The following is a 13,065-nucleotide window of genomic DNA, read 5'->3' as shown; positions in this document are numbered from 1 at the left end:
TGCCTTTTTAATTGTATAAAAAAACATCTAGCCAAGCTAGATGAGTATACCTTTCAGATGATCACATTCATGCTGAATGATCTGTGCTGTAAAACCAGTATAAGTTTTAATCTTCTTCTTAAATGATTCATCAAAGTAAGAAACCTTGATTGTTTCATAACGTTTAACTGACTTTTGTCCTACATGAGATAAACATCCCTCTTCACATTCATGATAGTTACCACTTGTTTTAATGATTTCAGGATTATACATCACATGCATCTTTTCATCTTCCAAAAAGATAATAACTGCTTTATTATAGCCAATCATATTCCCGGCCATACCAACACATTCATGAAGATGTGCTTGAAGTGTATCCTTTAAATCAGTTCCTATATATAAATCTTCTTTCGTCGCTTTTTCTGCCACCTGAGATAAGAAGAAATTATCCTTTACTATTTCTTTAATCATTTCCACATCCTCCTGAAATCCATTATAACATAAGAAAACAGGCTCATAAGAGCCTGTTAAGCATATTATAATCCTTTTTCAGTTAATTCTCTTGCAACATCATCTTTGATAGTTACGCCTTCTTCTTCAAGTCTTGCAATAGTATCTGCAAACTGAGGAAGGTATTTCTTATGGGCGATTAATAATTCATCCATAATACGTTTCGCTTTAGTACCAGCTACAATCTGTGGGTTGATTATGAAAGCCTGTAATAAAGTTCCATAATCACCTGTTACAGCAGCTTCTTCAACACATAATTCCATGTTCTTCATGCACTGTACCCATCCTCTTTCTGCTGGTTCTAATGGGCCAAAAGCGATTGGACGTGCACCAGTACTTCCAATATAAGAAGATACTTCTACGGCACAATCAACTGGAAGATCAGGTACTGCACCATTATTCTTAGTAGTTACAACGATATGACTTAACTTATTTGCATAAATAGATGCAATTGTTTCACAAGCTGCATCACTGTAATGTGCACCACCACGTTTTGCAAGCTGTTCTGGCTTATGATCTAGGTTAGGATCCTTATATAATTCAAATAATTCATGTTCAGTCTGCTGTACCTGCTGACCTCTTGTTCCAACATTTGGATCATTGTATTCCTTTAAACCGTGTGCTAACATTTCTTCTTCACGATAGTAATATCTATGATATCCACAAGGAATCATATTCATACGTAATAACTGTTCTTTAAAGAATGGGATATCATGAATATTAGCTGGAATACCCATATCTTTACCTTCATACATTGCATTGATGATGTCTTTAGTCACTTCATGACCATGTTCATCATATACTTTATGCCAATGGAAATGGTTTAAACCTGCAAACTTGTAAGTTAACTGATCCAATGTTTTTCCAATTGTTTTTGGTTCATCCATCATAGCACCTACTGGTACGTTACATAAACCAATAACCTTATCCCACTTACCATATTTCATAACTGATTCAGTCACCATTCCACTTGGGTTAGTGAAGTTGATTAACCATGCATCAGGACATAATTCCTTCATATCTTCTACGATGCTTAAGATAACTGGAATAGTACGTAATGCCTTAAACATACCTCCCGCACCATTTGTTTCCTGTCCTAACATTCCATAAGAAAATGGAATTCTTTCATCCTTGATACGTGCATTTAATAAACCTACTCTGAACTGTGTAGTAACGAAGTCAGCTCCTGGTAATGCTTCTCTACGATCTAATGTAAGATGTACTTTTACATCATAAGGAGATGCATCCCACATTCTCTGTGCCATTTTTCCTACGATTTCAAGTTTTTCTTTACCATCTTCGATATCACATAGCCAGATTTCTCTGATTGGTAATTCATCATATCTCTTGATGAACCCTTCCATTAATTCTGGTGTATAGCTGCTGCCTCCACCAATAGTAACGATTTTTACGCCTTCTTTATTCATTCTTGCGTTCCTCCTTCGACAACACCATTATACGTAAAAGAAATAAAGAAAACATTAAAATGTAAGCGAAAACAACAGTGTTCTCTTTTTGTTCCTTATTTCTAAGTTTTTTAGGGAACACTGTTCTATTTGATGATTGGGTTATCTGTTTTTCTACCACGGTCTGTAAATATGTTTTCACATTCCATAGAAGTCACTGTTTTATTTTCTAAATGTTCATTATAGTTGGTATTAAAATAACCTGCATAAAGAACATCAAGTAGATAAAGTAAAGAAAGATTAAAAGAGAATGTACCTAAATTATCAATTAATTTTTCTCTTGTAGATACATATAAACAGCAGTCTGACTGACTAGAAAGAGAGTTAGTCCCATAAGTTGTAATAGTGATAAAGGATAACTTTCTTTCAACTAATTTATGACAGATAAAGAGGCATTTTGATGTTTCACCAGAATAGCTAATGAGAATAAATAACGTATTGCTGCTACAATAACATGCTTCATAAAAAGCTTCATCCGTGCTATCAAAAATATCTACCTTCTTACCAATTTTCATCATCTTTTCTTTAAAGGTATACGCAATTCCCTTCTGTGCACCTGATACGACAATCGCAATATGTTCCTTCTTTTCAATACGATTGATGGCTTCCTGAAGTGTATCATGATTGAGTAAAGAAATCGTATCCTGCAACGTTTCATCATAAAGTAATCCTATTTTATTCGCAATCACTATATTCTTATCATTTTGGGAGAATGGTCTATTACTATCTATTTCCTGAAAGTGTGTGGATAAGTATCGTATTTCTTCTAAATACTGTTTCTTGAAGTCATTAAATCCTTCAAATCCTAATTTCTGTACAAAACGTACAACTGACGATGGGGCTAAAAATACTTCCTTTGCGACTGTTCTTACTGTCGCATTTTCTAGTTGTATGCCCTGACTTATCAAGTACTGTCCTAATCTTTTTTCATTAGGATTCATTGGACATTTTTCTAATGATTCTCTTATTAACATAGTTCTTTAAAAGGTATGAATGGCTCAGTCGTTTTGTCTAATCTCTTTTCTAGATAAACTACATCTAGCCACTGATCAAACTTATAGCCACATTCATGGAAATGAGCGGCTTCTTTAAAACCATATTTTTCATGAAAAGCGATACTTGCATCATTTGGATAAGTGATGCATCCATAAAGATTCGTAATATTCATTCTTATAAGATAGTCAATCAAAGCATTATAAAGAAGATGGCCTATTCCTTTATGACGCTTTCTATCATCGATATAAATAGATAATTCTGCAGAATGATCATAGGCACGACGATCATACAATGTCCCTGCATAGGCGTATCCTATAACTTCTCCCTCTTCTACTGCGACTAGATATGGATATTTTTCTAGTGTATGACGGATACGATCTGCCATTTCTTTGACTGTAGGTGGTTCTAATTCAAATGTGATAGTTGTATTAAGGACATAGGGTGCATAAATCTTTTGGATAGACTCTGCATCCTCTACTGTTGCGATTCTAATAGTAATCATCATTTTCCTCCTTATTATTTATCAATTCTATAATATTTTCAAAAAATTATAAAGTCTAAAACAGTCTATTTAAGAGTTTTTGTGAAAGCGATTTTGTGTCTGATAATCAGTATTTTTCTTTAATTAATTACTGATTTTCAAAAATGAATTCTAGTTAAAGATTACGTTAAGATTAAATTTTTATATTGACATTCAAACAAAGTATGTTTTATAGTTAGTACTGCAAGCGAACGAATCAGTTCTTATGCAAAATATATGCCTCTGATTAAAAACCTACGGACAGGCAGGGGCAGTTGCCGAAGGTGGTTAGGAGCCACATTATTGATTGCGTTAAAAGCGCAAATTTTATGAGTTGATTACTTTACAATCGTCGCTTAGAAATAAGCACATCATCTTATAGAACGGTCAATATAGTACGTGACATTATATTTATGCATAGGAAGTAGGCATTCTCTGCTGATTTCGCATAGAAAAAAAGTACCATGTATCACATTTTTTACACGTTTGACAGATGATGAATAATCATCTGTCTTTTTTTATGTTTAGACATGATGAGGAAAGGGAGATTATGGACTTAAAGAGACAAGCGAGTGCACCGCTTTATGAAGCGATTGAGACATTTAGAAAGAAAAGAATCGTACCTTTTGATGTTCCTGGACATAAGAGAGGAAGAGGAAATCCTGAACTTGTGGATTTACTAGGAGAACGATGCGTAGGGATTGATGTGAATTCAATGAAACCACTTGATAACCTCTGTCATCCTGTTTCAGTGATTAAAGAGGCACAAGAATTAACTGCCGAAGCATTTGGTGCTGAACATGCATTTTTTATGGTGGGAGGCACAACACAGGCAGTACAGAATATGGTTTTATCTGTATGTAAAGCAGGTGATGAAATTATTGTACCTAGAAATGTGCATAAGAGTGTAATTAATGCACTCATCTTATGTGGTGTAACTCCTGTTTATCTCAATACTGAGATCAATGCGAAACTAGGAATCGTACTTGGAGTGACTGTTGAACAGGTAGAAAAAGCAATACAGGCACATCCTAAGGCTGTTGCAGTATTAGTCAATAATCCTACCTACTATGGCATATGTTCAGATATAAAGGGTATCTGTGATGTAACGCATCGTTACGGATTAAAGGTTCTTGCCGATGAAGCGCATGGTACACATCTTTATTTTGGTGATAATCTTCCTATGAATGCTATGAAAGCTGGGGCTGATATGGCTGCGATATCCATGCATAAGTCAGGAGGATCATTAACGCAGAGTTCTATTCTTCTTACAAGTAACGGCATGAATGCAGAACATGTACAATCAATCATCAATATCACTCAGACTACAAGTGCGTCCTATCTTTTAATGACAAGTCTTGACTTGTCTAGAAGAAATCTTGCCTTACGTGGAAGACAATCATTCGCAAAGGTAAGTGAATGGGCACAGTATGCAAGAGATGAAATCAATTCAATCGGTGGTTATTATGCCTATGGTAAAGAGCTGATTAATGGAAGTACGGTATATGATTTTGATGTCACAAAGCTTTGTGTCTATACAAGAGATATTGGTCTAGATGGGATTGAGGTGTATGACATCTTAAGAGATGAGTATGATATCCAGATAGAGTTTGGAGATATTGGTAACATTATGGCTTATATCTCTATTGGAGATAGAATTCAGGATATTGAAAGACTTGTAGGCGCTTTAGCTGAAATTAGTCGTCTGTATTCAAAGGAAGAAAAACGCTTTGAGGTAGATAGCCAGATGCTTCTCCCTCATGTTGCTGTTTCACCACAGGTTGCATTCTATGCCGATAAGGTCAATGTGCCAATCCGTGATGCAGCAGGATGTATATCAGGTGAGTTTGTCATGGCTTATCCACCAGGAATTCCTATCCTTTCTCCAGGAGAAGAGATTACTGATGAGATTATTGATTATATCCAGTATTCAGTGGAAAAAGGATGTTCAATGCAGGGGATGGAAGATCCTACATTAGAAACATTAAATGTATTAAAAATGTAAGGGAGATAAATGAAGATGGAATTTTGGTTTTCAGAACTTCACTCACCTCATGTGAAGTTCGATATCCGTGTTGAAAAACAGTTATTCTCAGGTGAGAGTGATTATCAGAGAATTGATGTATTTCAGTCACCAGAGTTTGGAAAGTTCCTAACACTTAATGGGAGTGTTATATTTTCGGAACAAGATTGTTTTATCTACAATGAAATGGTTGTTCATGTACCTATGTCCGTTCATCCTGATGTGAGAAACGTCCTGATTGTCGGTGGTGGCGATGGTGGTGTTTCAATGGAGTTGTTACAGTATGACAATATTGAACGTATTGATATAGTGGAACAGGATGACATGTTTGTGGATGTATGTAAGGAATATTTTCCACAAACAGCAGCTGGATTAGATGATGATAGAGTTCATATTTATAATTCAGATGCATTAAGGTTCTTACGCTCCAAGAAGGATATGTATGACCTGATTATTAATGATGCGACTGACCCTTTTGGTGCAAGTGAAGGGTTATTTACAAGAGAATTTTATGGAAACTGCTTTAAGGCACTTAAAGAAAACGGCATACTGGTTTACCAGCATGGAAGTCCCTTCTATGATGAAGATGAAGAAGCCTGCAGAACGATGCATAAAAAAGTATTCCATACATTCCCAATAAGTAGAGTATATCAGGCACATATTCCTACAAGTCCATCAGGATATTGGCTATTTGGTTTTGCATCAAAGAAATATCATCCACTTACAGATTTTAAACCACTTGAGTGGAAAAAAAGAAAGATACATACAGAATATTACACTACTAATCTTCATACAGGAGCATTTATGTTACCTAAGTATGTAGAAGATTTATTAGAACAGGAGGAAGAAAGATGAGTAGAGTTTTAATTATTGGTTGTGGAGGAGTTGCTTCAGTTGCCATCCACAAATGTTGTCAGAACAGTGTTGTATTTGAAGAAATTATGATTGCGAGTAGAACAGTGAGTAAATGTGAAAAGCTTGCTGAAGAATTAAAGGACAAGACTAGCACAAAAATTACAACTGCACAGGTAGATGCAGATAATACTGATGAAGTGATTGCACTTATTAAAGAGTATCAGCCAGATGCTGTATTAAATCTTGCGTTACCTTATCAGGATCTAACTATTATGGATGCATGTTTGGCTTGTAAGGTACCATATATCGATACAGCAAACTATGAAGCTGAAGATACAAATGATCCTAAGTGGCGTGCTATTTATGAAAAGAGATGTGAAGAATTGGGATTCTCTGCTTATTTTGATTACTCTTGGCAGTGGGCTTATATGGACCGTTTTAAGGAAGCAGGTATTACTGGTCTATTAGGTACTGGTTTTGATCCAGGTGTGACGAGTGTATTTGCCGCTTATGCAAAGAAACATTATTTTGATGAAATTCATACAATTGATATTCTAGACTGTAATGGTGGTGATCATGGTTATCCATTTGCGACTAACTTCAACCCTGAAGTTAACTTAAGAGAAGTATCTGCACCAGGTTCTTACTGGGAAGATGGAAAATGGGTAGAAATTCCAGCTATGTCAATTAAGAGAGAATATAACTTTGATGAAGTAGGAGAAAAGGATATGTATCTTCTTCATCATGAAGAAATTGAAGCATTAGGTAAGAATATGCCTGAAGTAAAAAGAATTCGTTTCTTTATGACATTTGGGGAAAGCTATTTAACACATATGAAATGTTTAGAGAACGTTGGTATGCTTTCTACAACACCTGTTGAATTCAATGGACAGCAGATTGTTCCTATTCAGTTCTTAAAGGAATTATTACCTGATCCATCTACTTTAGGTCCTCGTACTGTTGGTAAGACTAATATCGGTTGTATCTTTACTGGTATTAAGGATGGTAGGGAAAGAAGTATTTATATCTACAATGTATGTGATCATCAGGAATGTTTTAAGGAAGTTGGTTCTCAGGCAGTATCTTATACAACAGGCGTGCCTGCTATGATTGGTACTATGCTTGTATTACAGGGATTATGGAATAAGCCAGGTGTTTATACAACGGATGAATTTGATCCAGATCCATATATGGATGCTTTAAATAAATGGGGACTTCCTTGGAAGGTAGTAGAAAATCCTACTTTAGTGGATTAGTTCTATGAAGATCAATGAATTACCTACGCCTTGTTTTGTGATTGATGAAACAAAGCTTATACATAATTTAGAAATACTAAAAGAAGTAGAAGAACGTACTGGTGCAAAGATATTACTGGCTCAGAAATGTTTTTCATGCTTTGAAGAATATCCACTTATAGGAAAATATATAAGTGGTACAACAGCAAGTGGTCTTTATGAAGCAAGACTTGGGAAAGAAAAAATGGGTTTGGAGAATCATGTATATTCTCCTGCCTATCGTTCCCAGGATATAGAAGAACTTGCAGAAATATGTGATCATATTGTATTTAACTCTAAAGCACAGCTTAAAAGATATGCAGAAGTTGTGAAAGATACCTCTATTGGTATACGTATTAATCCAGAATGTTCTACGCAGGTTGGACATGCAATTTATGATCCATGTGCACCTGGTTCTAGAATGGGAATTCGTGCATGTGATTTTGATGATGAGATTGCAGAAATGGTGGATGGACTTCATTTCCATACGCTATGTGAACAGAATTCTGATGATTTAGAAACTACATTGAAGGCTGTGGAAGAGAAGTTCTCTAAATGGCTTCCACAAATGAAATGGCTGAATATGGGTGGAGGACATCATATTACAAGAGATGATTATGATGTTGAACGATTGATTCAATGTATTAATCATATGCAGGAGACTTATGATTTACAGGTTTATTTAGAGCCTGGTGAAGCTGTTGCCTTAAATGCGGGATATAACGTGACTGAAGTATTGGATATTGTAGAGAATAATGGAAAGATTCTGATTCTTGATACCTCTGCTGCCTGTCACATGCCCGATGTATTAGAGATGCCTTATCGTCCCCCACTCAAAGAAAGTGGATTACCAAATGAACTCGCCTATACATATCGCCTTTCTTGTAATACATGTCTAGCTGGTGATGTGATTGGCGAATATTCATTTGATCATGAAATAAAGATTGGAGATAAGCTTTATTTTGAGGATATGGCTATTTATTCCATGGTCAAGACAAATACATTTAATGGGATTCCCCTCCCTTCTATTGCAGTTATGGATCAAAATGGGGAGTGTCGCATCATAAAGGAGTTTGGTTATGAAGATTTTAAAAACAGATTGTCTTAGTGATGGATTTCGTATGCCTGGAGAATTTGAAAAGCAAGATGGCTGTTTGATGATTTATCCATGGCGTCCTGGCTCTTGGAATTATAATGCGAAGTATGCAAGAGATGTATTTGTAGAGATTGCACATATTCTTGGGGCATATGAAGACGTGTATATGATTGTACGTTCTGAAGATATGAACGAAGCTATCACAAGACTTGATCATCCTCATATTCACATTATAGAAACAAGTAGTGATGATGCATGGGCAAGAGATACTGGACCTACTTTTGTGATTAATGACAAAGGTGAGAGAAGAGGTATTAACTGGGAATTTAATGCCTGGGGTGGAAGTTATGATGGTTTATATTCCCATTGGGAAAATGATCAGCTTATTCCGAATCATCTCTGTGAATATCTTGGAGATGACTTGTATGAAGCACGTCCTTTTGTCTTAGAAGGTGGCTCGATTCATGTAGACGGTGAAGGAACACTAATTACAACTGAAGAATGTTTATTAAGTCCTGGACGTAATCCTACAATGACTCGTGATGAGATTGAAGAGAAGCTGAAACAATATTTGAATGTAGAAAAGATCATCTGGCTTCCTTATGGTATTTATAATGATGAAACAAATGGACATGTAGATAACTTCTGTTGTTTTGTAAAGCCTGGTGAAGTGCTTCTTGCATGGACTGATGATGAAGAGGATCCACAATATGTAAGAAGTCATATGGCTTATGAAATCTTATCGAGTCAAAAAGATGCAAAAGGAAGACCGTTAAAGATTCATAAACTCCCTATTCCACATATTCCTGTATGTATTACTGAAGAAGATTTAAAGGGATACGAGTTTGAAGAGGGCGAAGATACAAGAGAAGTTGGAGAACGTTTAGCTGCAAGCTATATTAATTTCTATATTGGCAATCATTGTGTATTAGTTCCACAGTTTGGGGATGAACATGACAGTGTAGCTGTGGAAATATTAAAAGAGTGTTTTCCTGAACGTGACATTATTCCTATTGAAGCACGTGTTATTTTAACTGGTGGAGGGAATATCCATTGTATTACACAGCAGATTCCTGCAAAGTAGGAGGTTTATATGAGACAAGTCAAAGTTGCTGCATTACAGTTTTCATGCAGTAAAGATGTACAAGAAAATATTAATAAAGCAGAAAAGATGGTAAGAGAGGCAGCAGACAATGATGCCAATATCATTCTGCTTCCTGAATTATTTGAACGTCAGTATTTCTGTCAGGAGAAACGCTATGACTATTATGATTATGCATTACCTCTTGAAAAAAATCCTGCCGTGAATCGTTTTAAAGAAGTCGCAAAGGAATTAGGTGTAGTCATTCCTGTGAGCTTCTATGAAAGAGATATAGATCGTCTCTTTAATACTGTAGCAATGATTGATGCCGATGGAAGTGTGTTAGGTATTTATAGAAAAACACATATTCCTGATGATCATTTTTATCAGGAGAAGTTCTATTTCACTCCTGGTGACACTAGTTTTAAAGTATTTGATACACGTTTTGGTTGTATTGGTGTAGGCATCTGCTGGGATCAATGGTTTCCTGAAACAGCCAGATGTATGGCTGTACAGGGTGCAGAGATGTTACTCTACCCTACTGCCATTGGTAGTGAACCTATTCTAGATGTTAATAGCAGTGGTCATTGGAGACGTGTGATGCAGGGTCATGCAGCCGCTAATTTAATGCCTGTAGTGGCTGCAAATCGTATTGGAGTAGAAACAGTTGAACCTTGTAAAGAAAATGCCGGACAATCTTCTTCTTTAGATTTTTATGGTTGTTCTTTTATTGCGGATGCAACAGGAGATATTATTGTCTCAGCAAAACAGGAAGAGACAATACTTTATGGAGAGTTTGATTTAGATGTATTGAAAGAGGAACGTTTATCTTGGGGATTGTTCAGAGATAGACGTCCTGAGACTTATATCGTAATGACAAAGAAATAAACTATTTGAGAAGGATGTAAATCCTTCTTTTTTTTATAACCTCGCAACACCTCGCATTTACCTTGCAAAATATCAATTCAACTATTTCATACATTATTTTTAGAAATAAAAAATGAGAGGCGCGCAGGTCCTCTCACAACGTAAACATATATTACCTTATTTTTCTATTAAAGTAAATAATGTTCAATAAGAAAACATATATAAAGGACTGAATCCATTATTGGGTTCAGTCCTTTTCACACTATATTCCTGATACAACTTTAATCATTAATAATACTAATACAATTGGAATGACTGGTTTAATAATCTTAGAACCGTTATTCACAACCATTCCAGCACCTACATAATGTCCTGCAATACTAAAGCATGAAGCAGCAAGTCCTAATCCCCATAGGATCTTTCCTGCTAAGATAAATGTAACTAATGCTGAAATGTTGGAAGATAGATTTACTACCTTTACATTTCCTGTCGCCTTATCTATTGGCATCTTCGCAAACTTAGTAAATACAAGTAATAAGAATGTGCCTGTTCCTGGACCATAGAATCCATCATAGCAGCCAATCACAAATGAGCATGCAATCGCAATCAAATATTGTTTAGTCTTTGTCATTCCCACTGGAACTTCTACATCCATGTTCTTATCTTTTAATACACAGATTGCGACAACTGGTAAAAGAACAACTAGTACCATCTTTAGAATATGATCACTCATAATGAGTGTAAGATTTGCGCCTGCGACAGAACCAATGAGTGCGCCAATAACTGTTCCTGGTACAAATCCCCAATCTACTTTTTTATTCTTAATAAGTCTTGCAGTCGATACAACTGTGCCTGTTGATGATGACAGCTTATTTGTCGCAATTGCAGCATGTACTGGTATTCCTGCAAACATATAGGCTGGAAGTGAAATCAGACCTCCACCACCTGCAATTGAATCTACAAAGCCCGCTAGAAATACTAACGGACATACAATGAAATAAATCCCCATTTTCCCTTTTCCTTTACATAAGATATAAGAGGTAAATACCTCGATTTCCTATTGTAGCGATTTAGGAAAGAGATGTAAACTACCTTTTTATCTGAGAAGCATCTTATATGATTCGTTGTATATATACATAGTAATGACTCTGATTTAATTTGCTAGATGGTGTCTGACAATTTCCAAATAATTCACGACAACAAACTCTATTCTAACAATCTATATTTACTTCCTAAATAAATATTATACTAATATGTAATTAAAATAGAGCCCATTATAAGGCTCATTTTAAAGTAAAACAAAAACTCCCAAAAGGGAGTTCTTGAATGTCTCTTGTAATAAGTGATAAATAATATTATCTCTTTGAGAACTGTGGAGCACGTCTTGCTTTTTTAAGACCGTATTTCTTACGTTCTTTAACTCTTGAATCACGAGTTAATAAGCCAGCAGCCTTTAATGTTGGTCTGTAATCAGAACCAGCTTCAAGTAAAGCTCTTGCGATACCATGACGGATAGCACCAGCCTGACCTGAGATACCTCCACCATTAACATTAACTTTTACATCGAACTTATCCTTTGTACCAGTTAATTCTAATGGCTGGTCAACGATCATTAATAATACGTCTGAAGGAAGGTATTCCTTAGCAGCCTTACCGTTGATTTCGCATTTACCAGTACCTGGTGTTAAGATAACACGAGCTACTGAAGATTTTCTACGACCTGTTCCTCTGTACTGTACGTTTGCCATTTATTCTTCCTCCTACTTTAACTTTAATTCTACTGGTTTCTGAGCAGCATGTGGATGTTCACTACCAGCATAAACAAATAATTTCTTAGCCTGCTGTCTGCCAAGAGTGTTGTGTGGAAGCATACCTTTGATGGCAGTTTCTACGAATCCAGTTGGATTCTGTTCCTGGAACTGTCTAGCAGTTTTAACTTTTAAACCACCTAAGAATCCAGAATGGTGATAGTACTTCACCTTGTCTAACTTCTTACCTGTCATTACTACTTTTTCTGCATTGATGATAACTACATAGTCACCAGTGTCTACATGTGGAGTATAAGTAGGCTTGTTCTTACCTCTTAATACTGTAGCAACCTGAGATGCTAAACGACCTAATGTAAGACCAGTTGCATCTACAACATACCATTTTCTTTCAATTGTGGCTTCTTTAGCCATTGTTGTTTGTCTCATTCTTTTTTCTCCTTTTAAAATAACCTTACCGGGGTCTTTTTAAAATGATTTTATCCAGGGAAACGTATTGTCCGTTGATAAGGGTCAGACTGTTTCCTGAACAAACAAACTCATGCATTCTTGTATCAAGGTATAATACCCCTTGAACAGAACAATCTTATTATAGCAACACACGCACTTTTGTCAATGATTAAAAGAAAAAT

The 13,065-nt window shown here is 35.8% G+C and carries 13 protein-coding genes; 6 read left to right on the top strand and 7 right to left on the bottom strand.

Annotation, left to right across the window (positions count from 1 at the left end; all coding sequences use genetic code 11):
- Nucleotides 1-36: 36 nt before the first annotated feature.
- The 4 genes from NQ499_RS03510 to NQ499_RS03495 form a co-directional block, all read right to left on the bottom strand.
- Nucleotides 37-450 carry a peptide deformylase gene (locus NQ499_RS03510; protein ID WP_006505673.1) on the bottom strand — a complete coding sequence of 138 codons (414 nt, stop codon included), beginning with the start codon at nucleotides 448-450 and terminating at the stop codon, nucleotides 37-39.
- Nucleotides 451-515: 65 nt separating this feature from the next.
- On the bottom strand, nucleotides 516-1,916 hold the full coding sequence (locus NQ499_RS03505; protein ID WP_006505672.1) for a 6-phospho-beta-glucosidase: 1,401 nt from the start codon (nucleotides 1,914-1,916) through the stop codon (nucleotides 516-518).
- A gap of 125 nt (nucleotides 1,917-2,041) precedes the next feature.
- Complete coding sequence (locus NQ499_RS03500) at nucleotides 2,042-2,929, bottom strand: MurR/RpiR family transcriptional regulator (protein WP_006505670.1); 888 nt, start codon at nucleotides 2,927-2,929, stop codon at nucleotides 2,042-2,044.
- Nucleotides 2,923-3,453 carry a GNAT family N-acetyltransferase gene (locus NQ499_RS03495; RefSeq protein WP_155812645.1) on the bottom strand — a complete coding sequence of 177 codons (531 nt, stop codon included), beginning with the start codon at nucleotides 3,451-3,453 and terminating at the stop codon, nucleotides 2,923-2,925. Before NQ499_RS03495 ends, NQ499_RS03500 begins: the two co-directional genes overlap by 7 nt.
- Nucleotides 3,454-4,021: 568 nt before the next feature.
- Here NQ499_RS03495 and NQ499_RS03490 point away from each other — a divergent pair.
- The 6 genes from NQ499_RS03490 to aguB are packed head-to-tail and all read left to right on the top strand — an operon-like array spanning nucleotide 4,022 to nucleotide 10,688.
- On the top strand, nucleotides 4,022-5,476 hold the full coding sequence (locus tag NQ499_RS03490) for an aminotransferase class I/II-fold pyridoxal phosphate-dependent enzyme (protein ID WP_040389864.1): 1,455 nt from the start codon (nucleotides 4,022-4,024) through the stop codon (nucleotides 5,474-5,476).
- Between the two features lie 15 nt (nucleotides 5,477-5,491).
- Complete coding sequence (gene speE / locus NQ499_RS03485) at nucleotides 5,492-6,349, top strand: polyamine aminopropyltransferase (protein WP_040389863.1); 858 nt, start codon at nucleotides 5,492-5,494, stop codon at nucleotides 6,347-6,349.
- Nucleotides 6,346-7,605 (top strand): saccharopine dehydrogenase family protein, encoded by a 1,260-nt coding sequence (locus NQ499_RS03480; RefSeq protein WP_006505666.1) that lies wholly within the window; start codon nucleotides 6,346-6,348, stop codon nucleotides 7,603-7,605. Before speE ends, NQ499_RS03480 begins: the two co-directional genes overlap by 4 nt.
- 4 nt (nucleotides 7,606-7,609) lie before the next feature.
- Nucleotides 7,610-8,731 (top strand): carboxynorspermidine decarboxylase, encoded by a 1,122-nt coding sequence (gene nspC / locus NQ499_RS03475; protein WP_006505665.1) that lies wholly within the window; start codon nucleotides 7,610-7,612, stop codon nucleotides 8,729-8,731.
- A complete protein-coding gene (gene aguA / locus NQ499_RS03470) occupies nucleotides 8,703-9,803 on the top strand; it encodes an agmatine deiminase (protein WP_006505664.1) in 1,101 nt (366 codons plus the stop codon). Before nspC ends, aguA begins: the two co-directional genes overlap by 29 nt.
- 9 nt (nucleotides 9,804-9,812) lie before the next feature.
- A complete protein-coding gene (gene aguB, locus NQ499_RS03465; RefSeq protein WP_006505663.1) occupies nucleotides 9,813-10,688 on the top strand; it encodes an N-carbamoylputrescine amidase in 876 nt (291 codons plus the stop codon).
- Nucleotides 10,689-10,929: 241 nt separating this feature from the next.
- On the opposite strand, the gene NQ499_RS03460 is transcribed toward aguB, so the two are convergent.
- The 3 genes from NQ499_RS03460 to rplM form a co-directional block, all read right to left on the bottom strand.
- Nucleotides 10,930-11,676, bottom strand: a complete 747-nt coding sequence (locus NQ499_RS03460) for a TSUP family transporter (RefSeq protein WP_006505662.1) — start codon at nucleotides 11,674-11,676, stop codon at nucleotides 10,930-10,932.
- A gap of 346 nt (nucleotides 11,677-12,022) precedes the next feature.
- Entirely contained in the window at nucleotides 12,023-12,415 is a 393-nt protein-coding gene (gene rpsI, locus NQ499_RS03455) for a 30S ribosomal protein S9 (RefSeq protein ID WP_006505661.1), read from the bottom strand.
- Between the two features lie 12 nt (nucleotides 12,416-12,427).
- A complete protein-coding gene (rplM, locus tag NQ499_RS03450) occupies nucleotides 12,428-12,862 on the bottom strand; it encodes a 50S ribosomal protein L13 (protein ID WP_006505660.1) in 435 nt (144 codons plus the stop codon).
- Nucleotides 12,863-13,065: the final 203 nt, after the last annotated feature.

Origin of the sequence: Catenibacterium mitsuokai, from assembly GCF_025148785.1 — a bacterium.
Taxonomy (GTDB): domain Bacteria; phylum Bacillota_I; class Bacilli_A; order Erysipelotrichales; family Coprobacillaceae; genus Catenibacterium; species Catenibacterium mitsuoka.
Note: the sequence above shows the minus strand (reverse complement) of the source record. Positions and strands in the feature narration are given on the sequence as shown.

Coding starts and splice junctions, on each gene's coding strand:
- rplM (WP_006505660.1), bottom strand. CDS start 12,862: ATGAGACAAACAACAATGGCTAAAGAAGCCACAATTGAAAGAAAATGG.
- aguA (WP_006505664.1), top strand. CDS start 8,703: ATGAAGATTTTAAAAACAGATTGTCTTAGTGATGGATTTCGTATGCCT.
- speE (WP_040389863.1), top strand. CDS start 5,492: ATGGAATTTTGGTTTTCAGAACTTCACTCACCTCATGTGAAGTTCGAT.
- NQ499_RS03510 (WP_006505673.1), bottom strand. CDS start 450: ATGATTAAAGAAATAGTAAAGGATAATTTCTTCTTATCTCAGGTGGCA.
- NQ499_RS03460 (WP_006505662.1), bottom strand. CDS start 11,676: ATGGGGATTTATTTCATTGTATGTCCGTTAGTATTTCTAGCGGGCTTT.
- NQ499_RS03495 (WP_155812645.1), bottom strand. CDS start 3,453: ATGATTACTATTAGAATCGCAACAGTAGAGGATGCAGAGTCTATCCAA.
- NQ499_RS03480 (WP_006505666.1), top strand. CDS start 6,346: ATGAGTAGAGTTTTAATTATTGGTTGTGGAGGAGTTGCTTCAGTTGCC.
- NQ499_RS03505 (WP_006505672.1), bottom strand. CDS start 1,916: ATGAATAAAGAAGGCGTAAAAATCGTTACTATTGGTGGAGGCAGCAGC.
- NQ499_RS03500 (WP_006505670.1), bottom strand. CDS start 2,929: ATGTTAATAAGAGAATCATTAGAAAAATGTCCAATGAATCCTAATGAA.
- NQ499_RS03490 (WP_040389864.1), top strand. CDS start 4,022: ATGGACTTAAAGAGACAAGCGAGTGCACCGCTTTATGAAGCGATTGAG.
- nspC (WP_006505665.1), top strand. CDS start 7,610: ATGAAGATCAATGAATTACCTACGCCTTGTTTTGTGATTGATGAAACA.
- rpsI (WP_006505661.1), bottom strand. CDS start 12,415: ATGGCAAACGTACAGTACAGAGGAACAGGTCGTAGAAAATCTTCAGTA.
- aguB (WP_006505663.1), top strand. CDS start 9,813: ATGAGACAAGTCAAAGTTGCTGCATTACAGTTTTCATGCAGTAAAGAT.